20 protein-coding genes and 1 tRNA gene are annotated in these 24,912 nt (G+C 70.5%); 12 read left to right on the top strand and 9 right to left on the bottom strand.

Annotation, left to right across the window (positions count from 1 at the left end; translation table 11 throughout):
- Window positions 1–356: 356 nt before the first annotated feature.
- Window positions 357–1,136: a hypothetical protein gene (locus PWG71_RS21690; RefSeq protein WP_274811768.1), complete on the bottom strand. Its 780-nt coding sequence runs from the start codon at window positions 1,134–1,136 to the stop codon at window positions 357–359.
- Window positions 1,137–1,386: 250 nt separating this feature from the next.
- Window positions 1,387–2,469 (bottom strand): Fic family protein, encoded by a 1,083-nt coding sequence (locus PWG71_RS21685; RefSeq protein WP_274811767.1) that lies wholly within the window; start codon window positions 2,467–2,469, stop codon window positions 1,387–1,389.
- Between the two features lie 652 nt (window positions 2,470–3,121).
- Here PWG71_RS21685 and PWG71_RS21680 point away from each other — a divergent pair.
- The 5 genes from PWG71_RS21680 (at window position 3,122) to PWG71_RS21660 (ending at window position 6,961) form a co-directional block, all read left to right on the top strand.
- Window positions 3,122–3,373: a hypothetical protein gene (locus PWG71_RS21680; RefSeq protein ID WP_274811766.1), complete on the top strand. Its 252-nt coding sequence runs from the start codon at window positions 3,122–3,124 to the stop codon at window positions 3,371–3,373.
- A gap of 285 nt (window positions 3,374–3,658) precedes the next feature.
- Window positions 3,659–4,672 carry a C40 family peptidase gene (locus PWG71_RS21675; RefSeq protein ID WP_274811765.1) on the top strand — a complete coding sequence of 338 codons (1,014 nt, stop codon included), beginning with the start codon at window positions 3,659–3,661 and terminating at the stop codon, window positions 4,670–4,672.
- A 179-nt stretch (window positions 4,673–4,851) separates the two neighbouring features.
- Window positions 4,852–5,208: a DUF6153 family protein gene (locus PWG71_RS21670; protein WP_274811764.1), complete on the top strand. Its 357-nt coding sequence runs from the start codon at window positions 4,852–4,854 to the stop codon at window positions 5,206–5,208.
- Window positions 5,209–5,337: 129 nt separating this feature from the next.
- Entirely contained in the window at window positions 5,338–5,985 is a 648-nt protein-coding gene (locus tag PWG71_RS21665) for a DUF305 domain-containing protein (protein ID WP_274811763.1), read from the top strand.
- 88 nt (window positions 5,986–6,073) lie between these two features.
- Entirely contained in the window at window positions 6,074–6,961 is an 888-nt protein-coding gene (locus tag PWG71_RS21660; protein ID WP_274811762.1) for a F510_1955 family glycosylhydrolase, read from the top strand.
- A gap of 403 nt (window positions 6,962–7,364) precedes the next feature.
- Here the strand turns inward: PWG71_RS21660 and PWG71_RS21655 are convergent, their stop codons facing one another.
- Together PWG71_RS21655 and PWG71_RS21650 are read right to left on the bottom strand one after the other, a co-directional pair.
- The gene (locus PWG71_RS21655; protein WP_274811761.1) at window positions 7,365–8,321 is read right to left on the bottom strand and encodes a DDE-type integrase/transposase/recombinase; all 957 of its coding nucleotides are present in this window, start codon (window positions 8,319–8,321) and stop codon (window positions 7,365–7,367) included.
- Between the two features lie 456 nt (window positions 8,322–8,777).
- Window positions 8,778–8,853 (bottom strand) — tRNA-Arg (locus PWG71_RS21650).
- 161 nt (window positions 8,854–9,014) lie between these two features.
- Between PWG71_RS21650 and PWG71_RS21645 the strand changes: the two genes are divergently transcribed.
- Window positions 9,015–9,671: a DUF6518 family protein gene (locus PWG71_RS21645; protein ID WP_274811760.1), complete on the top strand. Its 657-nt coding sequence runs from the start codon at window positions 9,015–9,017 to the stop codon at window positions 9,669–9,671.
- On the opposite strand, the gene PWG71_RS21640 is transcribed toward PWG71_RS21645, so the two are convergent.
- On the bottom strand, window positions 9,668–10,915 hold the full coding sequence (locus tag PWG71_RS21640; RefSeq protein ID WP_274811779.1) for an aspartate aminotransferase family protein: 1,248 nt from the start codon (window positions 10,913–10,915) through the stop codon (window positions 9,668–9,670). The genes PWG71_RS21645 and PWG71_RS21640 overlap by 4 nt on opposite strands.
- A gap of 145 nt (window positions 10,916–11,060) precedes the next feature.
- On the opposite strand from PWG71_RS21640, the gene PWG71_RS21635 reads away from it, so the two are divergent.
- Complete coding sequence (locus PWG71_RS21635; protein ID WP_274811759.1) at window positions 11,061–12,524, top strand: NAD-dependent succinate-semialdehyde dehydrogenase; 1,464 nt, start codon at window positions 11,061–11,063, stop codon at window positions 12,522–12,524.
- Window positions 12,525–12,708: 184 nt separating this feature from the next.
- On the opposite strand, the gene PWG71_RS21630 is transcribed toward PWG71_RS21635, so the two are convergent.
- Window positions 12,709–13,392, bottom strand: coding sequence for a GntR family transcriptional regulator (locus tag PWG71_RS21630; protein ID WP_274811758.1), 684 nt, complete (start codon window positions 13,390–13,392; stop codon window positions 12,709–12,711).
- A 47-nt stretch (window positions 13,393–13,439) separates the two neighbouring features.
- Window positions 13,440–14,192, bottom strand: coding sequence for a maleate cis-trans isomerase family protein (locus PWG71_RS21625; RefSeq protein WP_274811757.1), 753 nt, complete (start codon window positions 14,190–14,192; stop codon window positions 13,440–13,442).
- Between the two features lie 289 nt (window positions 14,193–14,481).
- Here PWG71_RS21625 and PWG71_RS21620 point away from each other — a divergent pair, with 289 nt between their 5' ends.
- The 3 genes from PWG71_RS21620 to PWG71_RS21610 all read left to right on the top strand — a co-directional run bounded on the left by PWG71_RS21620 (window position 14,482) and on the right by PWG71_RS21610 (window position 17,839).
- Window positions 14,482–15,510, top strand: a complete 1,029-nt coding sequence (locus PWG71_RS21620; RefSeq protein ID WP_274811756.1) for a D-2-hydroxyacid dehydrogenase — start codon at window positions 14,482–14,484, stop codon at window positions 15,508–15,510.
- A gap of 20 nt (window positions 15,511–15,530) precedes the next feature.
- A complete protein-coding gene (locus tag PWG71_RS21615) occupies window positions 15,531–16,985 on the top strand; it encodes an amidase (RefSeq protein WP_274811755.1) in 1,455 nt (484 codons plus the stop codon).
- A 182-nt stretch (window positions 16,986–17,167) separates the two neighbouring features.
- A complete protein-coding gene (locus tag PWG71_RS21610) occupies window positions 17,168–17,839 on the top strand; it encodes a response regulator (RefSeq protein ID WP_274811754.1) in 672 nt (223 codons plus the stop codon).
- A gap of 162 nt (window positions 17,840–18,001) precedes the next feature.
- Here the strand turns inward: PWG71_RS21610 and PWG71_RS21605 are convergent, their stop codons facing one another.
- Window positions 18,002–19,750 (bottom strand): sensor histidine kinase, encoded by a 1,749-nt coding sequence (locus tag PWG71_RS21605; RefSeq protein WP_274811753.1) that lies wholly within the window; start codon window positions 19,748–19,750, stop codon window positions 18,002–18,004.
- A 324-nt stretch (window positions 19,751–20,074) separates the two neighbouring features.
- Between PWG71_RS21605 and PWG71_RS21600 the strand changes: the two genes are divergently transcribed.
- A complete protein-coding gene (locus PWG71_RS21600) occupies window positions 20,075–20,905 on the top strand; it encodes a hypothetical protein (RefSeq protein WP_274811752.1) in 831 nt (276 codons plus the stop codon).
- Between the two features lie 300 nt (window positions 20,906–21,205).
- The gene (locus tag PWG71_RS21595; protein ID WP_274811751.1) at window positions 21,206–22,639 is read left to right on the top strand and encodes a hypothetical protein; all 1,434 of its coding nucleotides are present in this window, start codon (window positions 21,206–21,208) and stop codon (window positions 22,637–22,639) included.
- Window positions 22,640–22,834: 195 nt separating this feature from the next.
- Here PWG71_RS21595 and PWG71_RS21590 read toward each other — a convergent pair whose 3' ends face one another.
- Window positions 22,835–24,592 carry an LCP family protein gene (locus PWG71_RS21590; protein WP_274811750.1) on the bottom strand — a complete coding sequence of 586 codons (1,758 nt, stop codon included), beginning with the start codon at window positions 24,590–24,592 and terminating at the stop codon, window positions 22,835–22,837.
- Between the last annotated feature and the right edge of the window lie 320 nt (window positions 24,593–24,912).

Raw genomic sequence — 24,912 nt, 5'->3', positions numbered from 1 at the left:
ATACCCGGTTCCCCCTGGGGTTCAGATGGTCGGCCCTGGCGGCTCGTGCGGGCGTACTCCACTTGTGGCCGACCCACGTCGGGACCGGGCGTCCCAGCGCAGGACCTAATTCTCATTCTTCGAAGGCTTCGCCCGCTATCTCCCCGGCCACTGCTCTGAGAGCTTCGTCTACTGTACGAACAAGGCGGGGATGCGATGGCACGTGTTCTCGGATCGTGGTTCGGCCCTGGTCCGCGTTGGAACACCCCTGAGCCGGAATGGTCCACCTTGGTACAGCGGTGGTACACGGAGTCGGAAGGTGTGGAGCCTGTCCCATCGCCCCGGGTTGGCTCGCAGGATCGTGTCAGGCTGCCCGCTCACCCGCCGGGACGTGGGTTCAGTCGAATGGTGGCCACCACGGGGACGCGCACTCCCTGCTCGATCGCGGCCTCGCAGACGAAGGCCATCAGCCACCCGATCGCCTCACAGGACCACTCCGCCAGGTATCCCTCGAAGGTGGCGCGGTGTCCCTCAGTCTCCATGGCCGGGAAGTCGGGGATCCCGGGAGCCGGTCCGCGGGCCGCGTCCCGGTCGGTTACGGCGGTGATGTCGGTGAAGACCTGCTGGCGGATCTCGCACAGCCGCTCCACCATGGCCGGGGCGGCGTCGGAGGCCTCTGTGCCGGTGCCGGAGTCCAGACTCACCAGCACGGCGGTACGTGACCGGGCGGGTAGCTCGGCGAACCAGGCAAGTGCGCTCACGAGGTCGCCGTAGGCTCCTTCGTCGGGGCCGGGGGGCAGGTCCTGGAGGGGGACGAGGAGTTGGGCGGCCTCTAGGTCGAGGCGGCCCATGCGGTCGGCGACGGCCCCGGCGCAGTCCAGCATCTGCTGGGCGGGCACCGCCCGACGGGGCACGGCGGGTGGTTGCCGGGAGACCTGAAACCACAGCCGCCGGCTGTCCTCGTCGAGGGGGTCCAGGCCGGCGTCGTTCATGCCCCACAGCCCCGCTTCGGGCCTTCCGTCGTCGGGCGCGGCCAGCCATCGGCGGGTGTGGGACCGTGCGTGGAACAGGATGTAGGGGTCGGCGGTGGCGGGGTCGTACCAGGGGTGGGGCTCCAGGGTTCCGTGCAACGCACAGAACAGCGTCCCGTCGGCCATCGTGCCTCCCCGGCATCAGTTCCGGCAGTTGAGTGGGTTCTCTGTTTCGATGTACCTACGGAAGGGGTCATCGAAGATGCCCACCAGGTCGACATCGACGACACTCGCGCAGAAACAGGGCAACCCGCATGAGTCGCCGGACGACGTCGGCGCCGACTTCAGGGCGGCCTCGCGAGCGCGCCGGGCTCAACGAACAGGCGTTTGCGGACAACGTGTTCGACCATGATCGCCGATCGTGGCTTGTGTCGGCTCACTCGGGGCGTGTCAACACGTCCAGGAACTCATGGTTCACGAAGAGGCGTTCGCGACCGACCTTGACGTCGCGGAGAAGCCCCGCTTTGACCAGGGCGTGCAGCCAGGACGACGCGGTCTGGCGCGAGACCTCGCACCGGTCGGCGACAGTGTTGATGCGGCAGTAGGGCTGCTCGAACAGCACGGCCAAGAACCGCGCGTCCCGACCACCCAGGGTGGCGGCACGAGCCCGCTCGGCGATGTCCTCCTGGCACGTGCGGATGGCTCCGATCTTTCGCGTCGTCGACACTGCGGAGTCGCGGACGACGTCGAGCATGTAGAGGACCCATTCGATCCAGGCACCGTCAGCCGTCACGGCTCGCAGGAGCCGGTAGTAGTCGTTCTTGCGGGCGATGATGGCGCGTGAGAGATAAAGGATCGGATCGTGCAGTAGACCGGCCTCGATCAGCATCAGGATGTTGATGACGCGGCCGGTGCGTCCGTTGCCATCGTGGAAGGGGTGGATCGCCTCGAACCGGTAGTGGGCCACCGCCATACGCACCAGCGGATCGAGATCGTCCTCAGCGTGAACGAATCGCTCCCAGGCCGCAAGCTTCTCGCGAATGAGGTCGACGCCCTCGGGCGGGGCGTACACGACCTGCCGTGTGGTCGGGTTCGCGATGCGCGTGCCGGCCACCGTACGAATGGCCATCTCCCGCCCCTGCAACTCGGAGCAGATTCGGATAGCCGTCGCAGACGTGAGCGGCCGGTTCCTGATCGATTCGACTCCTGCGAACAGCGCGCTCCGGTAGCGCAGCGCCTCCTTGGTGGCGTGGTCTCCCCCGCCCGAGTCGGCGTGCTTGAACAGTTCATCGGCCGTGGTCACGATGTTCTCGATCTCGGAGCTGGCTTGCGCTTCGAGCAGCGGGACGGCGTGGATCAGGATGTTGGGGTTCGGCAGCAGTCGGCCGGCTTGGGCGAGTGTGGCCAGTGCCGTCCGGGCTTGGACGGTCGACTTGAGCACGGGCTTGGGTTCGAGGTCGAGGTCGGCCGGCGGCAGCGGGGGCAGATCGTTGAAGGGAACGTCGGGGTTCCAGGGCACGCGTCGACTCCTTCGACATATCCACGCCACGTGTTAAGAATCCTGGATGAACTTAACATTTTCTCGGGACGTGTCAGGTGTCTTGACACGTCCTCATCACGCGCGGTCCCGCGTTCGGGAGGTGTGTAGGCGGAGATCCGGGGTATCTGAGCTCTGGCATACCGGCAGGCCGCGAGCATGCCTCCCCATGCCGCGACGCCCGACCTACCCCTCTGGCCTGACCGATGAGCGGCGCGTGTTCCCCTCATCGGGTCGGTCCGGTACGAGACCGGTGCGTGCGGATTCATCCGGTGGGCGTGTGCGAGAACCGCAACGAGATCCGCCACCGGCCTACCGGCCAGCTCTCAGCGTCCCTGTCTGCCTGGTCGGATGCCTGGCCCGGGCGGCTGAACAGCGGCGGCCCACCCTTGGCGGGCCGCCCCAGCCCTGGGGTCGTCGGTCTCCGATCTGATCATGGTTCCTTGACAGCTTCGGTAGCCTGTCACTCGTGCCCATAGCATCACCGACGTCAGTGACGCCGCTCTGGATCAGAGCGGTTCTCACCATGCTGTTGGCCTTGGGCGTTGTGACCATTTCCCTGTGCCACCCCCACGCGGCCTCGGCCGCCGACGGGGTCGCGTCCCCGGTCGGGTCCAGCCACGCTTCTGAGCACGTGAGGGCTTCCTCCGACACCGTGCACAGCCATGAGCACGATGCGTGCGATGACGGCGCGGACGTCCTGTCGGACCAGCGCGTGGGATCGCTGTCGGCATCCACGCTGCTGGGCTCCGGCGTCTTCGCGTTCGTCGGCCCCCTCTTGCCTTCACCGCGCCCGGTCGCCGGTCACCGCGCCCCCTGGTACCAGCGCACCCTTCCGCTCGGCGGCACCAGGGCACTCGTGTCCCTGTGCGTGCGCCGGGTGTAGACAGGCCGACCCAGCACACCCGACCGCACACGCGCGTGTGCGTGTTCGCCTGTCGTGCGCGCGATATTCCCGGCGCCCCGAACGGTTCCGGACCAGCCGCTCTCTGAACGGCTGCCCTTGCCGACCGTTCGGCGACCCGGGCCGATCAGCGCGCCTCCGGCGCCCTCGCGCCGAGCACTCGCGCGCCGCCCCGACACCAGAGAGCTGCGCCGTGTCGGCCCCCATCTCAAGCTTTCCCCTGATTTCCGCGCTTCGGTGAGCGCGGTACCTGACTATGAGGCCTTCATGAAGAACGACCGCCGCACTGCTGCCAGAAAACGGATCTTCTCCGGTCTGGTCTTCACGATCATCGGAAGCCTGCTCCTTCCCTCCGCCGTGGCCCAGGCCGAACCCGAACCCACTCGTGAGGAGGTCGAGGAGCGGATCGAAGAACTCCTCCAGGAGTCGAGCACCCTTGTGCAGGAGTACAACAAGGCCGAGGAGAACCTGGAAGTCACCGAGTACAAGGCCGAGGAACTGGACGAGCAGGTCGGCTCGGAGGAGGAGCACTACGAGGAGCTCCAGACGAAGGTGGCCCGGCTGGCCAGCGCCAGCTACCAGTCCAACGACCCCGACTCGGTGCGGACCTCGCTGTTCGTCGACAACCCCGAGGAGATCTACGAGCAGTCCGCCGACCTGTCCTACCTCTCCGAGTCGAACAGGAGAGAGCTGGAGGCCTTCGCCGAGAGCGACGCGCGCCTGATCGCCCTCAAAGCCGAGGCCGAGCTCGCCCGCGATGAGGCCGCCGAGCTGTTGGAGGAATTGGAGGAGCAGAAGGAAGAGGTGGACTCCAGCCTCACCGAGCAGGAGGAACTCTTGGCCTCGTTCGGCGGGGAGAGCCCTGTCAACGCGGGTGAGACGGCCGCGGAGGGAGGGGACGCCCCCACCTACACCGGTTCGGCCTCGGGCAACGCGCGTGCCGCCATCGACTTCGCTTACAGCAAGATCGGCACACCGTACCTGTGGGGTGGAACGGGTCCCAACGGCTATGACTGCTCCGGACTGACGCAGGCCTCCTGGGGAGCCGCCGGGGTGAGCATCCCCCGAACGACCTACACCCAGTACGACCTGCCCAACCAGGTCTCGTGGGAGAACATCCAGCCCGGCGACATCCTGTTCTTCTTCCCCGACCTTGGCCACAACGGCCTCTACGTCGGAAACGGCCTGATGGTCCACGCCCCCAGCAGCGGTAAGACCGTCTCCGAGGTGCGGCTCGCCGACTACTGGGCGCAGCACTTCGTCGGCGCCCGGCGTCCCTGACGGGTGTCGGCCGAACCGAGATAGGAGGAGAGAGGGTGGAACACGTTTGCGCGGTCTTCGGCGTCTCGCTCCGGCGTCGTGGCGGATCGCGATCACCGAGGCCGCGGAGACAGTGGTATTACCCTGCGGCTATGCCGTTGTCCACGTCATGGCGGAGCCGTCGCGTAGGACTCGTTTGGGTGCGAATCCTGTTCCTGGCGGCGCTGGTGCTGGGCGTGGGCGCCATGCACACGCTCGGCCATCCGCATGAGGACGAGCACGGCGGAGGCCATGAGACGGTGGCCATGGCCATGGCCACGGCACCGGAGCCGGCCCACTCCGCCGTCGACACCGATCCGCCTCCCATGGATCCCACGTTGATGTGCCTGGCGATCGTGGCTGCCGCGATCACACCGCTGGGCGTGGCCGCGGTGGTGTTCCACCGTTGGCCCGAGGCGCCGCAGCGCGCGGTGTGCCTGCTTCGCCGATCCGTCCGGACCCTCTCTCCTCCACCCGGCGCCCTCTCTCTGACGCAGTTACAGGTGTTCCGCATATAGGAGGCCGATCGGCGGATGTCGACCGGCCGGTCCGAAAGCGACGTCTGTCGTGACACGTGCACCACAGCCGCTACGACGACGCTGGTTCGCGCGCGCGGCGAAATGACCACGGAGAGAGAAGAATCGACTATGAGCGTGTACAAGCGTGCCCTCGCCCCGGCGGCCGTCGCCGTCACTGCGGCCGTGTTCCTGGCCGCCTGCGGCGGGGCCGAGGACGGGTCGACGACCGGGGCGCCGGAGTCTTCCGAGCAGAGTGCGACCGAGTTCAACGACGCGGACGTCAGCTTTGCGCAGATGATGATCCCGCACCACGAGCAGGCCGTGGAGATGTCGGAGCTGGCCCAGACCCGGGCCGGTGAGGACGTCCGGGGGCTGGCCGCGGAGATCGAGGCGGCCCAAGGTCCCGAGATCGACCAGATGACCGGTCTGTTGGAGTCGTGGGGTGAGGAGCCCATGGACGACATGGGTGGAATGGACCACGGCGGCATGGACGGCATGATGTCCGAGGACCAGATGGCCGACCTGGAGCAGGCCGAGGGCGACGCCTTCGACACGATGTTCCTGGAGATGATGATCGAGCACCACGAAGGTGCCATCGCCATGGCCGAGACCGAGATCGAACAGGGTGCCGACCCTGAGGCCCAGGAGCTGGCGCAGGAGATCGTCGATGCGCAGCGAACCGAGATCGAGCAGATGAACGACATGCTCGGAACCGGTGGTGGCGACAGCGGCGCGGAGGAATCGTCCCCCGAGGATGACAGCCACAGCGGGCACTGACCCGCCCGTCGAGGGTGCCGGGCGGCCCGCCCGGCACCCGTTCCGCGTTGCACGATGTCCGGTGAGGGATGGGTACGAAGCAGTGAACTTGAAGAAGAGGCCTCGGCTGGCGGTCGCCGTCGTGGTGAGCGCGGGCCTGGTCGTCGCGTCGGCCGGGTGTACGTCGGCCGGTTCCGGCGGTGTGGGACAGGACGGGGACCCGGAATCCGCAGTGGTGGGCATCAAGCTGCCGACGGCGGTGTCGCACGTCCACGGGGTCGGGGTCGATCCCGAGACCGGTGACATCCTGGTCGCCTCCCACGAGGGCCTCTACGTCCTACCGGCTCCAGAGGGGTCGGGAGAAGAGTCGGTGGTGCCGGAGCGGATCGGCCCGGACATCGACCTGATGGGCTTCTCGGTCGCCGAACCGGGACGCTACGTGGCGAGCGGCCACCCCCACGAGGGTTTCGACATGCCGAACCCGGTGGGCCTGATCGAGTCCCGCGACGGCGGGGCGACCTGGCAGTCCCTCTCCAGAGCGGGGGAGTCGGACTTCCACGCCCTGGTCGCGAACGCCGAGCGCGTGGTCGGATTCGACGGCAGCCTCCAGGCAACCGAGGACGGAAGCACCTGGGAGACGCTCGACGACGGCATCGAACCGTTCTCCCTGTCGATGGCCGATGATGGCCGGACCGTCATGGCCACCACACAGGGCGGACTGATGCGCTCGACCGACGGCGGGGCGGCCTTCGCTCCCGTCGAGGGGGCACCGCCCCTGGCGTTGGTCGACTGGGTTCCGGACACGGAGGTCGTTTTCGGTGTGGCGCTGGACGGGAGAGTGCACCGAAGTGAGGACTCCGGTGTGACCTGGGAGTCGACCGGCCTGGTCGAGGGGGAGGCACAGGCACTCCACGCCGACGCCGAGCAGCTCGTCGTGGTCGCCGACCACAGGGTGACCCGGTCCACCGACGCCGGGGCCACCTTCCGTTCCTGGTGAGAGCTGGTCCTGGAAACAACTAAGGCCGGTCGGTGTCGCGTGCACGGCCGTGCGTGACACCGATGGGCCCTTTGCCCGTGTGTCCTGCCGAGGCGGTCCGCGCCGAGCGGCTTGCGCAGGTCGGCTCGGGCGCCGGTCGAACTCGACCATGCGGGAGATGCTCGGACCTGCCTCTCGACGCGGTTCGGTCTTTAAAGGTTGCGGGTCTTGCTGTCGCTACCGGTGGCCGTGTGCGCTCCCTTATCCGTGGTGTCGTTGCGGGCGCGCCAGTTGTCCGGTCTGGTCTGTCACCGGGTGTGTGGGATGGCCGGGGTCCCGGGCCGTCGCGGTCCGGGGCTTTCGGTGAGGCGGGTGGGGCGGACCTCGGGCGGAAGATGTCAAATCAAATGAGACATCGGTCTTGTCATGAAGTCTGTGGTGCTGCCTCCCGACGTTTGGCCGGGTCGTTGATCCACACCGTCTCGGGCAGCCTGGGTGGTTCCGGTCGGCGGGAGAACCGCTCCGGGTGGGCCGCGTACGCCTCGGCCAGAGTCCGGGCTCGCTGGTCACGGACCTGCTCGGCAGTACCGAAACGCACCGACGCCGGGGTGTGGCAACCGATCCCCGAATGGCGGTGCTCGTGGTTGTAGTAGGCCATGAAACCCTCCAACCACTCACGTGCGTGCGCCGGCGACGCGAACTCGCGCGGGTAGTCAGACACGTACTTGACCGTCTTGAACTGCGCCTCGGAGTACGGGTTGTCGTTGGAATTCTTGGGGCGGGAGTGCGACCGCTCGATCCCCAGGTCCAGCAGCAACCGGGACACCTCCTTGGAGGTCATCGCCGCGCCCCGGTCGGCGTGCACCACCCCGGGCGCCACCCCGTTCGCGGCGGCCAGATCGGCGATCAGCTCCGCGGCCCGCGCCCCGGACTCGGACCGCTCCACCGTGAACGCCGCCACGTACCGCGAGTAGATGTCGATGACCACGTAGGCGTGGAAGTACTCACCACGCCGGGGGCCTTTGAGGCGGGTGATGTCCCAGGTGAACACCTGCCCCGGTGCGTTCGCGCGCAGTTCGGGCACCGTCCTGGGCGGGTGGGTGGCCGTGCGGCGCCGCTCGCCGGCCTGGCCATGTCCGCGCAGGATCCGGTACATGGTGGAGACCGAGCAGTGGTAGCGGCCCTCGTCCATCTCCCGGGCCCAGATCTGGGCGGGCGGCAGGTCGGCGTAGGGCTCGCTGTTCACCGACTCAACACTCGGGACCGCTCCTTCGGGGGTCAGGACCGCCGGGTGCGGGGGCCGTGGGGCCGGTTCGGTGGGCGGGGCCAGGTCGAGGCGTCGGCGGTGGGTGACGCGGGAGCGGCCGGTCAGGCGGCACACCCGGGTGATACCGACTCCTGGGCCGTCGTGTCACCGCGTAAGAAGGCCGCCTGACCGCCAGGACCGTCCACGTGCAACCTCGGGTGGTTCAGCGTTGGCCCGGACACAGGCGGTCGCTGCCCTGCGCCGGACGAGGACATCCTCCGTACGGAGTTTTTCCGCTCCCAGGTGGGAATCGACCTTGAAGGGCCTGCTGGAGGTCTGATCCCCACCTTTGGGCCAAAGGGCGGGGTTCTGGGGGCGTGGATACGGTAATCGCAATCCGACGAAAGTCGGCCGAACATCTGAAACGGTTGGCTCCCACCGGAGCTCACAGGAATAACCGCAGCTCAGAGCTGGTGTGACTTGGAGTCCACGTGGCTCCCATGCCGAAGCCGAGTGTGCACCGACACCGCACACAGAACGGCCCCGAACCGCGTTTCCGCTGTTCAGGGCCGCAATGCCACTGTCTCATGGTGGCGCACTCGGGAGGATTCGAACCCCCAACCTTCTGATCCGTAGTCAGATGCTCTATCCATTGAGCTACGAGTGCATGTTGTTCAGTTGTCGTCGCCCTGGCGGACCTCGTCCTCCCTGGCGACGTCTCCAACTCTATCACGGGGCCGGAGTGGCTTCGTGCCATTTATGCGTGTGACCCCTGTCATCCGGACGTGGCCCGGAACCGGGGACCGGCGTGAACACGATAGGTCGTGCATGAGCGTCGAAACCGAGTCGGACCGGGAGACCCCCGGTCGGACCTTCCCCCTGTGGGCGTTGTTCCTCCTGGCCGGGACCGGCGGGCTGATCATCGGGATCGCCACCATCCTCGCCCAAGGCCTGCTGCCCGATGCCGTGGCCTGGCCGGCCAACTCCGGAGCGGTCTGGGCGGCGGCCGCGTTCGTGGCCGGGGCGGTGGGGGCCGCCGCGCGTCCGTGGGAATGCGCCGTGGCCGGTCTGCTCACCCAGTGGGGCGCGGTGATCGGCTACTACGGCGGTACCTCGTTGATGTGGCTCGGCGCGCAGGACCTGTGGGCCCCGCTGGTCTGGATGGCGGCCGGCGCGGTGTCCGGTCCGTTGTTCGGGCTGGCCGGGGCCGTGTGGCGGAAACGGGACGGTTGGTGGCGGGCGGGCGCGATCGCCCTGCTCGGCGCGGTCCTGGCCGCCGAGGGCGTCTTCAAGCTCGTGAACCACGAGCACTTCACGCACATGATGGGGACGGCCTGGGTCCAGACTCTGCTGGGCCCGGCCGTCCCCCTCCTGCTCGGGGACGGATGGAAGGGTCGCGCGCGGGCGCTGGCGGTGCTCGCCGCGCTGATCCCGCTCGGGGTGGGCGTCCACGTGCTCGCCGACCTCGCGATCGCCGCCGGTTAGCCGGCCTCGGCCACCGACGCCTCCCACGCGGTGAGCGCCGCGTCGACCTGTTCCCCGGTGACGATGAGCGGCGGGATCATCCGCACCACGTTCCCGACCGGGCCGCAGGTCAGCAGGAGCAGCCCGTGGCGGACCGCCGCCTGCTGGGCGCGCAGCGCCGCCGCGCCGTCCGGCCGCCCGTCGGTGGTGAACTCGCTGGCGAGCATGAGCCCCCGACCGCGCACGTCCCCGATGAGGGGAGAGGCCGCGGCGACCTTCTCCAGCCCCTGACGGAGCCGGTCTCCCATGCGCGCGGCGTTGCCCACGAGTCCTTCCTCCTGGATCACGTCGAGGGTGGCCAGGGCGGCCGCGCACGAGACGGCGTTGCCGCCGTAGGTCCCGCCCTGGGATCCCGGCCACGCCTTGGCCATGATCGCCTCGGGCGCGGCGATCGCGGACAGCGGGAACCCACTGGCCAGGCCTTTGGCGGTGATGACGATGTCGGGGGTGATCCCCGAGGGCTCATGCCCCCAGAACGTCCCGGTGCGCCCGAACCCGGTCTGCACCTCGTCGGCGACCAGCAGGAACCCGTGTGCGTCGGCGCGTTCGCGCAGACCGTGCAGGAAGGCGTCCGGTGCGGGCACGTAACCGCCCTCGCCGAGGACCGGTTCGATGAAGACCGCCGCGACGTCCTTGGGGGAGGTCACCGTGATGAGCAGTTCGTCGAACTCGCGCAGCGCGTACGCGACGGCCTCCTCCTCCGGCATCCCCAGTCGGTAGGCGTACGGGAACGGGGCGACCACCACGCCCGGCATCAACGGCCCGATGCCCGCTCGGATCTTGCTTCCGGAGGTGGTGAGCGATGCCGCGCCCATGGTCCGGCCGTGGAACGACCCCTGGAACACGATCGCGTTCTGCCGACCGGTGGCCTGGCGTGCCAGCCGCAGTGCGGCCTCCACGGCCTCGCTGCCGGAGTTGACGTAGAACAGCCGGTCCAGCCCGGCGGGCAGGACCTCGCCGAGGCGTTCGGTGAGCCGCAGCAGCGGGCGGTGCATCACGGTGGTGTACTGGCCGTGGACGAGCGTGGCCACCTGTTCCTGAGCCGCGGCCACCACCCGGGGGTGGCAGTGGCCGGTGCTCGTGACGCCGATACCGGCGGTGAAGTCGAGATAGCGGCGGCCGTCCTCGTCGTGGATGTAGGCGCCCTCGCCTCGTGCCGCGACCACCGGGGTGGCCTGCTTGAGGACAGGGGAGAGCTCCGCCATACGATGCCTCGATTCGTTGTCGCGCATGTCCGTAGGATTGTTGACAATCGACACGGCTATGGAAACATCCGTCCCGTGGCGGTGTCCAGGGGACGCACGCCGGGCAGGTCTGACCCCAACGATGTCTCGACCGGGAGCGGTGAACATGTCGGATCAGGAAGCACGGGTCGTCGCACAGGTGGACAAGCGACTGTTCGTGGGCGGAACGTGGCGCGACGCCGCGTCGGGCGCCGTCTTCGAGGTGGAGGACCCCTCCACCCGCGAAGTGCTCTGCGAGGTCGCCGACGCGGGCAAGGGGGACGCGCTCACCGCCTTGGAGGCCGCGCACCGGGCCCAACCGTCCTGGGCGCGCACCGCCCCCCGGGAGCGTGGGGAGATCCTGCGCCGGGGCTACGAACTGCTCATGGAGCGCCAGGAGGACCTGGCCGTCCTCATGACCCTGGAGATGGGCAAGCCGCTGGCGGAGGCGCGCGGCGAGATCGCCTACGCCGCCGAGTTCCTGCGCTGGTTCTCCGAGGAGGCGGTGCGGATCGAGGGCGGGTTCGCCACCTCGCCCGACGGCAGGTCCCGGTTCCTCATCATGCGCCAGGCGGTGGGGCCCTGCATGCTCATCACCCCGTGGAACTTCCCCATGGCGATGGGCACCCGCAAGATCGGCCCGGCCATCGCCGCCGGATGCACCATGATCCTCAAGCCCGCCCACCAGACGCCGCTGTCGGCGCTGGCCCTGGCGGGGATCCTGGCCGAGGCGGGCCTGCCCGAGGGCGTGCTGAGCGTCATCCCCACCACCGATCCGGGCGCGGTCACCGAACCCCTGCTGAGCGACGGTCGCATTCGCAAGCTGTCCTTCACCGGTTCCACGGGGGTGGGGCGCCGTCTGCTGGAGCAGAGCGCGGGCCAGGTGCTGCGCACGTCCATGGAACTGGGCGGCAACGCGCCCTTCCTGGTGTTCGACGACGCCGACCTGGACGCGGCGGTCGACGGTGCGATGCTCGCGAAGATGCGCAACATCGGCGAGGCCTGCACGGCCGCCAACCGCATCTACGCCCAGGCGGGCATCGCCGAGGAGTTCTCCCACCGGCTGAGCGAGCGCATGGGGGCCCTGCGGCTGGGGCGCGGCCTGGACGAGGGGGTGGACGTGGGTCCGCTCATCGACGACAAGGCCCGCCAGAAGGTGCAGCACCTGGTGGACGACGCGGTCGAACGCGGAGCCACCGTCCTGGTCGGCGGCGGTCCCGGCGACGGTCCGGGCCACTTCTACCGGCCGACGGTGCTGGCGAACGTGCCGTTCGCCAGCGAACTGTCCTCCACCGAGATCTTCGGCCCGGTCGCCCCGGTACTGACCTTCGACACCGAGGAGGAGGCCGTCCACGCCGCCAACGACACCGAGTTCGGTCTGGTGAGCTACCTCTACACCCGTGACCTCAACCGGGCCATGAGGGTGAGCGAGAACCTGGAGACGGGCATGGTCGGCCTCAACCAGGGCGTGGTCTCCAACCCGGCGGCGCCGTTCGGCGGGGTCAAGCAGTCCGGCCTGGGCCGCGAGGGCGGCCGTGTGGGCATCGACGAGTTCCTGGAGACCAAGTACGTCGGCATCGGCGGCCTGTGATCCCCCTTCCGGGGATCTTCGCCGCCCGAAGAGACCGTGCGACTTCTCGTGTGCGGAGCAGGGGCGCGAAGATCCCCGCCGTTCTCGGCGTCGCCGAGACGCGCGACGGATCGCCGGAGTCCCTCACCGAACCGGCCGGGAGGGCCGCCGCGCGCCATGCCGGACGACCTGGTCGAGTGAGGGTTCAGGGGGCGGGGGGCTCGACGGGGACCTGCCCGTTGACGCGCTCGACGGTGTCGTTCATGTGCGCCTCGATGAGCTCCAGCAACCGGCCCTCGGCACCGTCGGCTATGGCGTCGAGGATGCGGCGGTGCTCCTCCAGCAGTTCGGCGGGTTCGGGGTAGACCGTCTGCATCACGGTGAGGCACATCCGCGTCTCCACCAGGAGGGTCTGCGCCATGCGCTCCAGCCGGGTGTTGCCCGCGCAGCTGACGAGGGTCCGGTGGAACTCCTGGTCGGCGTCGCTCATGGCGCTCCGGTCGCCGGAGGCGGCGGCCTCCGCCAGCAGGTGCACGGCCGGGGTCAGCCGGGCGACGGCCTCACCCCGGTTGCCGCGCATGATCAGCTCGCACGCGGCGCGTTCCACGGCGAGCCTGGCCACGTAGATGTCGCGCACGTCGGCGGGGGTCAGCTCGCGCACGAACAGTCCTCGGTGGCGTTCGCTGCGCAACAGGCCCTCTTGGACGAGGCGCTGCATGGCCTCGCGCAGCGGACCGCGGCTCACCCCCAGCCGTCCGGCCAGGTCCGCCTCGCCGAGCTGGTCGCCCGGGGCGAGGGAGCCGTACATGATCGCCGAACGCAGCTGCTCGGCGATGAGCTCGGCGGTGGATCTGCGGGGGACGGGTGTGAGTCGACCGTGGGCGGGCATGGGCGTCTTCCTGTCGGTGTGGTGGGGTACCTGCGGGGGCGTCGAGGTCAACCGGGCGGCAGCACGCTCGTGACGGCGGCCGATCCGACACGGAACAGCATGCCCGGACCGCCCGCCCGCGGCGCGGTGCGCCCGGCCAGTCGCAGCCCCTCCCACACGCTCACCTGGTTGGCGGTGAGCACGGTCTTGCCGAGCAGGGCCTCCATGGGGTCGATGAGGTGGGCGCTGTGCAGGGCGGTGTCCGGGACGAGCACGGCCTCGGCGCGCGGGTGATCGTTGGAGATGACGAAGTCGAGCACCTCGTCCGGGTCGAGGTGGGCGACCTCCGCGGCGGTGGTGACGCCGTGGCCGGCCACGGACACGACGGTCACCCCGGCCTCGGAGAGGAACTCCACCAGCCGCTGGGAGATCTCGTCGGGGTAGGTGGCGGCGATCGCCACCCTCGGCAGCCGCAGCCGGGCCAGCGCGTGCACGAACGCGCACGAGGTGCTCGACGCCGGGGTCCCCGTGGTGTTCCGGACCCACTCCACCTGGCGGCGGGCCCCCTTCCAGCCGTGCACGAAGCCGCTGCCGGCGCACGCCTGGACGACGGCCTCCACGTTCAGCGCGGCCATCTTCTGGGCGCCCTTGACGAGGGACTCCTCGCTGCCGGCTTCGAGCAGGGTGTCCAGGCGAGGCCGGTCGTCACGCAGCGGGGTGTGCACGACGGGGAGTTCGACGTCCTTGCCGAGGAGCTCCTCGAAGGCCTTGTAGTCGTCCTCGGCGCTGGAACCGGGATACAGGAACCCGACGCGGGTCATGGCTCTCCTCACAGGCCCGGAGACCACGGGACGAGTGCTGTCGGCGCGGGCGGTCCGGTCCAACGGTGCGGTCGCGCGGATGATTCCGCGCCGGGACGCGCGCGCCCCGGCGGACTGTTGATTGTCGACAATCTTACGATCAAGTCGTTCTTCGAGACAAGCCGCACCACCGAGGCGTGCCCCCGGCGCCCCGCTCGTCCCGGAAGCGCCTGTTTGTCGATTGTTGACAATCCCATGTCGGCTCCCTAGCGTTGCCGACAGACGACGCCGACCGGAGAGCGCGAGCCCAGTGAACAGTGCCGTCCCGTCCCCGCCCGACCGCCCCCGGCTGCTGATCCTGCACGGTGCGGGCGACCTGCCGCCCGGCCGTGAACGGATCGACGACCACCCGGCTCTGGGCCGGGTCGTGTACGCCACCGCCGACGACCTGGCCGCCAAACTGCCCGGGACCCACGTGCTCTTCGTCTGGGACCTCTTCTCCGAGGCCCTGGCCGCCGCCTGGCCCAAGGCCGACGCCCTCACCTGGGTACACGCCGCCACCGCCGGGGTGGACAACCTCATGTTCCCGGCCCTGGTGGAATCCGACGTCGTGGTCACCAACTCGCGCGGCGTCTTCGAGCAGCCCATCGCCGAATACGTCCTGGGCCTGATCATCGCCTACGCCAAGGACTTCCACCGCACCTGGGATTACCAGCGAGAACACCGCTGGGAGCACCGCGAGACCGAACGGGTCGGGGGCAAGCGCGCCCTCATCGTCGGCACCGGCCCCATCGCCCGACGGATCGGTCGCCTGCTCACCGCCGTGGGCATGGAGGTGCGCGCGTCGGGCAGTCACGCCCGCGACGGCGATCCCGACTTCGGCGCCGTCGTGCTCTCCGACATCGCCGAACGCGGTCCCCGAGGTGAGCCGACCCTGTTCGGAGAACTCCCCGAGGCCGACCACGTCATCATCGCCGCCCCGCTCACCGACGACACGCGCGGCCTGGTCGACCGGCACTTCCTCGACCTGATGAAACCGACCGCCCGTCTCATCAACGTGGCCCGCGGGCCCATCGTCGACCAGGCCGACCTGGTCGCCGCCCTGGATTCCGGCGTCATCGCCGGAGCCGCGCTCGACGTGTTCGAGCGTGAACCCCTCAAGGCCTTCAGTCCGCTCTGGAGCCGGCCGGGATCCGTGGTCTCCCCCCACATGTCCGGCGACGTCGTCGGCTGGCGTGAGGAACTGGTCGACCTGTTCCTGGACGAGCTCTCCCATTACCTGGACGGGCGCGAACCGCGCAACGTCGTCGACAAGCGCCGGGGTTACGTCCCCGGCTGAACCCCCTATGGGAGGCCGAAGTGACGCTACGTTCCGACCGGGCCGAGACCGACGGACGCGCACCCGTTCCCGCCACCGCGACCGACGTCTCCGCCGAGCGTCTGCTGGCCGACTACGCCACCGGGGAGAATTCCCCGGTGACCGCGGTCGACGCGGCGCTGGCCCGCATCGACCGCGATGATCCCGGCCTCAACGCCTTCTGCCTGGTCCTGGCCGACGAGGCGCGCGCCGCCGCCAGGGCCTCCGCCGAGCGTTGGGAGCGCGGCGCGCCGGTCGGCCCGCTGGACGGGGTCCCCGTCGCGGTCAAGGACGTGCACCTGCTGCGCGGTCACCCCACCCTCAAGGGTTCCCTGACCACGCCGTCGGAAGGTCCCTGGGAGGAGGACTCCCCCGCCGTGGCCCGGCTCCGGGAGGCCGGCGCGATCTTCGTGGGCAAGACCACCACCCCCGAACTGGCCTGGAAGGCCGTCACCGACTCCCCTCTCACCGGAGTCACCCGCAACCCGTGGGACCCGGCGACCACCCCGGGCGGGTCCAGCGGCGGTTCGGCGGCCGCCGTGGCCGCCGGAATGGTCCCGATGGCCACGGGGACCGACGGCGGCGGCTCCATCCGCATCCCCGCGTCCTTCAGCGGAGTCGTCGGGATCAAGCCGACCTGGGGGCTGGTCCCGCACTATCCGGCCAGTCCCTTCGGCTCGCTCGCCCACACCGGGCCGATGACCCGTACCGTCGGCGACACCGCTCTCATGCTGGAGGTCATGACCGGATCCGACCACCGGGACTGGGCCGCGCTGGCCCCGCCGGGGCCGGGCCTGGGCGATGTGCGCCTGCGCACCGAACCCGGGGACCTGGTCCGGGGGACGCGGATCGCGCTGGCCCCCACCCTGGGCGGGCTCGCCGTCGATCCGGAGGTGACGGCGGCGGTCCTCGCGGCCGCCGACGTCCTGTCCGACCTGGGCGCGCACGTGGTGGAGGCCGACCCGGGGCTGCCCGACGCCCGGTGGGAGTTCCACGTGCTGTGGTACGCGGGCGCGGCCAAGGCCACCGAGCGCGTCACCGGCCCCGACCGCGAGCTGCTGGACCCGGGGCTGCGGGAGATCATCGAGGAGGGGCTCGCCTTCTCGGCGCAGGACTACCTGACCGCGATGGCGTCGCGCATGGAGATGGGCGCCCGGATGGGACGCTTCCACACGGAGCACGACCTGCTGCTCACCCCGGCGACCCCGTTCCCGGCGTTCGAGGCCGGTCGGGAGTGCCCGCCGGAACTCGCGGGGGAGCGGTGGACGGCGTGGGCGGGGTTCAGCCACCCGTTCAACATGACCCAGCAACCGGCGGCGAGCGTGCCGTGCGGGTTCACGTCGGCGGGACTGCCGGTGGGGCTCCAGGTGGTGGGTCCGCGTCACGCGGACGCCCGGGTCCTGGCGGCCTGTCGCGCGCTGGAACTCGCGCGACCGTGGTCGGAGCGCCGCCCCTGAGACCGGACCGCTTCGGAGTTTTCGCCCTCATCTTGGGTGATATGTCCGCGTGCAGGACCTTTGTCGGAGGAGTTCTGTGTCATAAGGCCCCCGCGTGGCCCCGCGTACGTACTACCGTCTATCCCGGAGACGTGTCCGAGGCGCGGTGATGCGGGGATGGCACAGGAATGAGGATGAACGGGATGACGGGCGGTGCACCCGAGAACGCTCGGAAGCCGATCAGGGTGTTCCTCGTGGACGACCACGAGGTGGTCCGACGCGGGGTCGCGGCCCTGCTGGAGACCGAGGAGGACATGACCGTCGTCGGTGAGGCCGGCACCGCCGAACAGGCGTTGGCCCGCATCCCCGTCGTGGTACCCGACGTCGCCGTCCTCGACGTGCGCCTGCCCGGCGGTTCGGGCGTCCAGGTGTGCCGGGAGATCCGCTCCGACCACCCCGAGATCGCCTGCCTCATGCTCACCTCGTTCGCCGACGAGGACGCCCTGTACGACGCCGTCATGGCCGGGGCCGCGGGGTACGTGCTCAAGCAGATCCACGGCGCCGACCTCGTGGGCGCCGTGCGCACCGTCGCCTCCGGCGGCTCCCTGCTCGACTCCGGCAGCACCGGCGCCATGATGGAGCGGCTGCGCGGCGCCCAGGCCGAACCCGACCCGTTGGCCGAGCTCACTCCGCAGGAGCGCCAGATCCTCGACCTCATCGGCGAGGGCATGACCAATCGTCAGATCGGCGAACGCCTCTATCTGGCGGAGAAGACCGTCAAGAACTACGTGTCGGCCCTGCTGTCCAAGCTCGACCTCAAGCGTCGCACCCAGGCCGCCGTCCTGGTCGCCGAGCTGCGGGGCCGTCGCTACTGAGTCGTGCGCCCGCCCGCCGCCCCCACGGGAGGCCGCGGCCTGCGGCGCTACCGCGATCGGGCTCCCGGAGAACGGGGGTCGGGTTCGAGGCACGGTCGCCGCCGGTGCGGCCTCCTCGTCCGCCCGTCGTCCCCACGGCCCTCCGCGGACGGCCTTCGACCGTCAATGGAACGTGTCGAACGGCGGTGTCCCGTCGTCGGGCACCGGCACCTTCCAGGTGAGCACCGTGCCGCCGGTCTCCCCGCGCCGCGCGGAGAAACCACCGCCCAACGCCCGGGCCCGTTCGTCCATGTTGCGCAGTCCGCTGCGCCGCCCCTCCTCGGGCAGCCCCACCCCGTTGTCGGTCACGGTGAGCGTCAGCGTGGTGGGCCGACCGGTCGTCGCGGTCTCCTCCACCGTGACCGAGACGTGCACCTCCGTGGCCCGCGCGTGTCGGGCGACGTTGCTGAGCGACTCCCCGAGGACCGCCAGCAACTGCTCTCCGACCTCGTCCGGTACCGAGGCGTCGATCGGCCCGTCCAGGCTCACCCCGGGGTGGCACCCCAGGCTGTAGGCGGTGTTCTCGGCGAGTTTGAGGATGCGTCCGCGCAACGAGGTGTCCTGCCGGCTCGGCGGGTTCTGGAGCGCGAAGATCGTCGACCGGATCTCCCTGATCGTGGCGTCGAGTTCGTCTATGGTGCGCTGCACCCGTTCTCCCGCCTCCTGGGAAGAGATCAGCCGCATCGTGCTCATCAGCGTCATCGCCGACGCGAACAACCGCTGGATGACCACGTCGTGCAGGTCCTTGGCGATCCGGTCGCGCTCCTCCAGCACCACCAGCCGTTCGGTGTCCTGACGGGCCTCGGCCAGTTCGAGCGCGATGCCCGCCTGGACCGAGAAGGAGTGCAGCATCCGGCGTACCGTCGAGGGGAACGGCGCCCGCTCCGACAGTTTCCCGAGCAGCAGGACCCCCCGCGTGTTCCCGGGGGTGCCCAACGGCACCAGCAGCCCCGGGCCGTAACCGCGCTGGGTGAGCATCGGGCAGTCGACCAGCCGCAGGTCGGGGATGCTCATCGGCTCTCCCGACTCGTAGACCCGACCGCACCCGGTTCCGTGGATCTCCACGGGGGTGCCCAGGATCTCCTGCGCGATGGGGCCGTCGGCGATCTCCGCGAACAGGTGGTCCCGGGCACGAGGGTCCGGCAGCAGGATCACGGCGGTGTCCGCGCCTCCGATCTCGCGCGCCTGCGCGGCCATGTAGGTCAGTACCTCTCCGGTGGCGGCCCCGGAGAGCAGACGCGTGGTGATCTCGGTGGAGGCGGCCAACCACCGTTCGCGCAGCCGCGCCTCCTCGTACAGGCGGGCGTTCTCGATGGCCACCCCCGCGGCCGTGGCGAGTGCGAGGACGACCGACTCGTCGTCCTCGTCGAACTCGCCGCCGTCGGCCTTCTCGGTCAGGTACAGGTTTCCGAAGATCTCGTCCCGCACCTGGATGGGCACCCCGAGGAAACTCGACATGGGCGGGTGCCCGTCGGGAAAACCCCCGAAATCGGGGTGATCGCGCAGGTCCGCCAGGCGCAACGGGGAACGGTCGTGCAGGGGTGCGCCCAGGACGCCTTTGCCGTGGGGGAACCGGGAGATCCGTTCGGCCTGTTCCCGGCCGATCCCCACCGGGATGAACTCACTGAAACCACCGTCCCCGTCGATCACCCCCAGCCCGGCGTAACGGGCGCCGACCAGTTGGGCGGCCATCTCGGTGAGCCGGCGCAGCACGGTCGCCAGATCGAGGTCGCCCCCGATGGTGAGCACCGCTTGGAGCAGGGAGCGCATTCTGGCCTGGTCGGACATGTCCCGATGCCGGCCGTGCGCATCGGTGAGGAGGTCTTCCAGGTGGCCGGGGGACAGCCGGGGACTCTGGGGGAGTTCGGTCATGTTTGGGTCAACCTCCGCAGAGCCGATCGGGCGGTCTCGCAATGCGTGCTTTTCCTCGGACGTATATAGATGAATTGTCGTTGTTTTTTTCCCGGTTTGCCACATCTGTCCGTACAGACGCCATCTCACCTGGGCGGGAATTGCCGCGGAATCGAACCACGGCCTCCCCAATTCATGCTAACGTCGCCGTCAGTCGACGTAGGAAGGGTCTCCCAGACCCCGCGTCCGACCCCCGACGAGCCCGCGATGCCCAGGTGTCCACGACACCGGAGGCCCGGCCCCCATCGCGCTCCCGGATCCCCGTCCACGGTGGAAGGAACCCCGGTGTTCACAGCCCACGGCATCGCGAGCGCTCACGGCGCCCGCTCCGTCGTGTGCCCCGCACCGGTGCGTCGGGCACTACTGCTCGCCGCTCTGGTGGCGGGCGTGCTGTGCGCCCTGTGGCTGGCCGGCGCCGAGTCGGCCGGGGCCGCGGAGGGACCGGGCACCGATGTCACGGTACCCGTCGGGGTCGTCGATCCGCGCCACGGTGCGGCCGTCGCCGAACTCGGACGACCGCTGACCGAGACCGTCTCCACGGTCGGCGCCGAGGTCGAACGGACCAGGGCGGTCCTGGAGGAGTCCGCGGCCGCGACGCCGCAGGCGCCCGCCGGAACCGAGGACGTCGCCCGCCACCTCGACGAGGCCGTGCGACAGGTCGTCACCGCGCCCATCGCGGAGGTCCCGATCGCCGGATCGCCCGAGGTCGTCCCGTCGGACACCGCCGTGGAGACCGTGCCGTCCGCAGAACGGGACGACGTCCCGGCGCCGGAACGCGTCACCGACACCGGAGCCACCGAGATCACCGAGGTCGCGCCGGACGTTCCGGTCGTCCAGGTCACCGCCGTACCGCCCTTCGTCCAGGGCGACACCCCGGTGCGGACCGCCGACGCCGGCGGCACGGTCGCCTCGGCTCCGCTCGGCGTCACCGGCGGCACCACCTCCGCCGCCTCGGCCACCCCCTCCGGGGTCACCCAGGGCGGCGCGTTCTTCGCGGGCTACCTGCCCGCCTCCGGGGCTCCGGCCCCGGCTCCCGGCCTCGTCCAGGCCGCCTGGCACGTCCTGCGCTCGGTTCCGGCCGAGGACGCCGACGAGCCCACCTTCTCGCCCGACTAGAGCGGCGTTCCCGGTCGCACGTCGACCATCCCTGGCACACCCTTCCCAGCCGCGGAACGCCCATGGTCCCTCACGTCGAGTGATCTCCTCCGCACCCTTCTGGGGATTGATGTGAGCCGCGCGTCCTCGCGAGGTTCACATCAGTCGACGGCCCGCCAGGTCGATCACTGAGAAACCGAGCACCTCCTTCTTGGCCAGGGGAGGGGCTCTCCCCGGGCGGTGGGAACCGACACCCGCCCACCGCCCACTCGACAGGACACATCACGAGCCGCACCACGCGGCCACCTCGGAAGGACACTCATGTACACCACCGCCCGCACTTCAGCCAAGACCCTGCTGGTGGCCGCCGGCGCGGCGGGATTCATCGCCTTCGGCTCCGGCATCGCCGGCGCCGACACCCTCGGCGGTGTCACCGACGGCCTTCCCCTGAACGACCTGGGCGGGCAGTTGCCCGCCGTCCTCACCGAGGGCATCGGCTCTCCGGTCGGCGACCTGGCCAAGGTGCAGCCCGGAACCATCTCCGCGGCCCCCGACGTCCAGCACAACTCCGCCCCGGTGACCGGCTCGCCCCTGGGCGCCTCCACGTCCGAGCTCGCCCCCGTGTTCGACGCCGTCGAGGGCTCGGGGGTCACCGACGCCCTGCCCGCGGGCGTTCCCACCGTGCCCCAGAGCGGCGCCGTCACCCCCGTGACCGACTCGCTCACCGACGCCCTGCCCGCCGACGCCCCCGTCGCCCTCGACGGCAACAGCACCGACCTCGGGCTGGACGCGGTCACCGGATCCCTGCCCGTGGACGTTCCGACCGTTCCGCAGAGTGACCCGTTGGGTGGTGCGGTCGGTGGGCTGGGCCTGCTCGACGGGCTCGGGGGGCTCGGCCTGGGTACCGGTGGTCTGCTGCCGTTGTCCGCGCCGACCGTTCCGCAGAGTGACCCGTTGGGTGGTGCGGTCGGTGGGCTGGGCCTGCTCGACGGGCTCGGGGGGCTCGGCCTGGGTACCGGTGGTCTGCTGCCGTTGTCCGCGCCGACCGTTCCGCAGAGTGACCCGTTGGGTGGTGCGGTCGGTGGGCTGGGCCTGCTCGACGGGCTCGGGGGGCTCGGCCTGCTCGACGCGGTCGGCCCGAACACCGGCGGCACGCTGCCGCTGAGCCACCCCGCCCAGAGCCCGCTGTCCATGGAGGGCACGGTCGGGCAGCTCGACGGCACCGTGAACGAGCTGGGCGCGGCCGTCGGCCAGGGCACCCACGAGGCCGGTGCCGGGTTGACCGACCTGGACGCCGCCGACCTGGGCGCGGTCGTCCCGATGAACGGCCCGGTCCTGCCCGTCACCGGCCAGAACACCGACATCAGCGGCGGCGCCGCGGACATCGTCTCCGATCTGGTCCTGGGCTCCGACGCCGTCACCCTGCCCCAGGCCGCGCCCGTCGGCGGTCTGCCCGAGCTGTACCTCACCGACGACCTTCCCATCGCCGGCACCCTGCCGGTCGACGGCGTGCTGCCCCAGGCCGCCCCCGACGACACGCTGTCGGAGCTGCCCGCCGTGGTCCTCGGGGACGACGCCTCCGTGCTGGTCGAGGACGCCGGTGCGAACGACCTGCTCGCCCTGGCCTCGCCGACCGACCTGCCCGCGACCCTGCCCGCCACCGACTCCGTCGGCGGCGACCTGGTCGGCGTGAACGGCCTGCCCGCCCTGGGTGAGCCCACCGTGGCCGACACCCCGATCGGCGACCTCGTCTGAAGCCTCACCGGATAGTGCGCCCGCAGGTCGTGGCGGGCGCACACCGTCCGGGGCGATGAGCGGGATCCGTCCGCGCAGGTGACACCGAAGGACTGTGGGGGTTCCTCGGCGCACGACGCGGGAGCGGGATCACCGCCGCCCCGGGCGCACCGCGGCCCCGGACGCCCATGGGCGTCCGGGGCCGCTTCTCGTCGTCTACTCGAACTCGTCGCTCGTACCGAAACCCAGACCGTCGGAACACGGGTCGGAGGTGGCGTCGCGCCCCTCGCCGGCGCGGGCGGCCGGAAGGTCCGGCGACGGCGAGGCCACGGCACTGGGGGAGTCCACCGCGCTCGGCGAGGCGCCCGGCGGCTCCAACGGCACGGGCGCGTCGTCGGCCGCCACGAGCGACGGCAGCGGCCGGTCCTCGCGCACCGCCTCGAACAGTTCCGCGGCCCGGTCCTCGTACCAGAGGATGCGGTTGGGGTCGAAGGGCGCCTGGTACCAGGGCACGGTGTGGAACTCGATGTCGCTCAGGTCGACGTCGGACAGCGACACCGCGATCGACAGCATCCGGTCCAGGGTGAGCTGCTCGTCGGTCGCGCTGTGCTGGGCCACCGCCGTCAGAATGCCGTGCAGCCTGCTCGGGTTGCCCAGGACCTCGCCCCGCATGGCCTGGTCGGCCAGCGCGGCCATGAACATCTGCTGGCGGTCGATCCGGCCGATGTCGCCGCCGTCGCCGATCTCGTAACGGGCCCGGACGAACGACAGCGCCTGGTCCCCGTCGAGGGTCTGTTCCCCGGCGTCCAGGTCGAGCTTGGAGCGTTCGTCTTCGATCGGTTCGGGGATGCAGATGTCGACTCCGCCGATGGCGTCCACCACGTCGCGGAAGCTCATGAAGCTCAGGTGCACGAAGTGGTCGACACGGATGTCGGTGAGCGTTTCGATGGTGCGGACCACGCACGGCGGGCCGCCGTGGTACATGGCGGCGTTGATCATCCCGAAGTAGCCGTAGGTCCCCTGCGCGGTGCCGTAGGGGTCGCACTGCGGCAGATCCACCAGGGAGTCCCTGGGGAAGCTGATCACCGAGACGCGGTCGTCCGGCGAGATGTGCGCCAGCATGATCGAGTCCGAACGCTCGCCCTCGAACTCGCTGTTGTAGGCGGTGCTGCCCTCCTCGTACCCGTCCGATCCCATGAAGAGGATGTTGACCGCGTCGTTGATCTTCTCCGGGCGTTCGCCCTCGTCGAGGGCGGCCTCCAGGTCGTGCCGCACCATGCCGGAACGCAGCGAGTGATAGTAGCCGTAGGCGGTGGCGACCCCGGCGGTCAGCACCACGGCCAGCCCGGCCGCGGTCCACGCCACGGCCCGCCGCAGGCGTCGTCGGCGGCGTCCGTCCCCTCCTCCGCCCCCGGGGGCGGCCGGGACGGGGGCGCCCGGAGGGCCTTCGCCGCCGGACCCGCCGGGCCCGCCCGGCCCCGCGGGCGGGACCGGTTCCCCGTGCCCGGCGGCCCGACCGGTCGCCTGTGCCGAGGAGGACGCGTCGGCCTTCGCGTCATCGGTGCCGCCGTTCTCGGACGCGTGCTTCGGTCCGGACGCGTGCTTCAGCCCGGGGGCGTCGTTCCCGGCTCGCGCGTCGGTGGTCGCGGTGGCGTTGACGAGGGCCATCACGTCGTCCTCGTCGTAGCCGTCGTCCGGTGCGTCCCCGACCCGCTCCAGCCGGCCGGAGCGGCCGATCCGCCAGACCGGCTCGGCGCGCTTCGGGCCTTGCGCGGGTTCCGGACCGGGCGCGGGCTCCGGGTCCTGCCGGGGTCCGGTCTCGGCGGTGGGGTCGACCCCACCGCCGGACTCCGTCACGGACGGTTCCGGGTCGGGGGGTTCCCCGGCCCGTTCGGTGGTGTGCGCCGGATCCTTCTCGGGTTCCGGCAGGGTGTCCGCTCCTGCTGTGGCGGAGACGTTCTCGTCAGCGGTCATCGTGCAATCTCGGTGAGTTCGGACGGCGGGACGTGCCAACGGTCGGACGTCGGCCCCAGGGGAGGGCCGTGAGTCCGTGTCCGGGGAGGGTGGAGGTCGCGCGTGATCTGATCGCGGGATGCCATGGGCGGTGGCGGTGCGACGTGCGGTGGCCTCGGGGGACGAGGGTGCGCCGAAGGGAGGGCACGGCCGTCGACGGGGGAACCCGCTTGTGGTGGTGATCCTAGGTGAAGTTCTCGCGGAGTGCGCGCTCAAGATGTCCGAGCGCGGGGCTGGTGACCACAATTGCGCCGCACAATTCCTTCGCCGGTATGCGCCGT

The organism is Nocardiopsis sp. N85 (genome assembly GCF_028882275.1).
In the GTDB taxonomy this organism is placed as follows: Bacteria; Actinomycetota; Actinomycetes; order Streptosporangiales; family Streptosporangiaceae; genus Nocardiopsis; species Nocardiopsis lambiniae.
This window is presented reverse-complemented; position numbering and strand designations above follow the sequence as displayed.

Coding starts and splice junctions, on each gene's coding strand:
- PWG71_RS21645 (WP_274811760.1), top strand. CDS start 9,015: ATGAGCGTCGAAACCGAGTCGGACCGGGAGACCCCCGGTCGGACCTTC.
- PWG71_RS21630 (WP_274811758.1), bottom strand. CDS start 13,392: ATGCCCGCCCACGGTCGACTCACACCCGTCCCCCGCAGATCCACCGCC.
- PWG71_RS21610 (WP_274811754.1), top strand. CDS start 17,168: ATGACGGGCGGTGCACCCGAGAACGCTCGGAAGCCGATCAGGGTGTTC.
- PWG71_RS21640 (WP_274811779.1), bottom strand. CDS start 10,915: ATGGCGGAGCTCTCCCCTGTCCTCAAGCAGGCCACCCCGGTGGTCGCG.
- PWG71_RS21635 (WP_274811759.1), top strand. CDS start 11,061: ATGTCGGATCAGGAAGCACGGGTCGTCGCACAGGTGGACAAGCGACTG.
- PWG71_RS21595 (WP_274811751.1), top strand. CDS start 21,206: ATGTACACCACCGCCCGCACTTCAGCCAAGACCCTGCTGGTGGCCGCC.
- PWG71_RS21675 (WP_274811765.1), top strand. CDS start 3,659: ATGAAGAACGACCGCCGCACTGCTGCCAGAAAACGGATCTTCTCCGGT.
- PWG71_RS21665 (WP_274811763.1), top strand. CDS start 5,338: ATGAGCGTGTACAAGCGTGCCCTCGCCCCGGCGGCCGTCGCCGTCACT.
- PWG71_RS21625 (WP_274811757.1), bottom strand. CDS start 14,192: ATGACCCGCGTCGGGTTCCTGTATCCCGGTTCCAGCGCCGAGGACGAC.
- PWG71_RS21690 (WP_274811768.1), bottom strand. CDS start 1,136: ATGGCCGACGGGACGCTGTTCTGTGCGTTGCACGGAACCCTGGAGCCC.
- PWG71_RS21590 (WP_274811750.1), bottom strand. CDS start 24,592: ATGACCGCTGACGAGAACGTCTCCGCCACAGCAGGAGCGGACACCCTG.
- PWG71_RS21605 (WP_274811753.1), bottom strand. CDS start 19,750: ATGACCGAACTCCCCCAGAGTCCCCGGCTGTCCCCCGGCCACCTGGAA.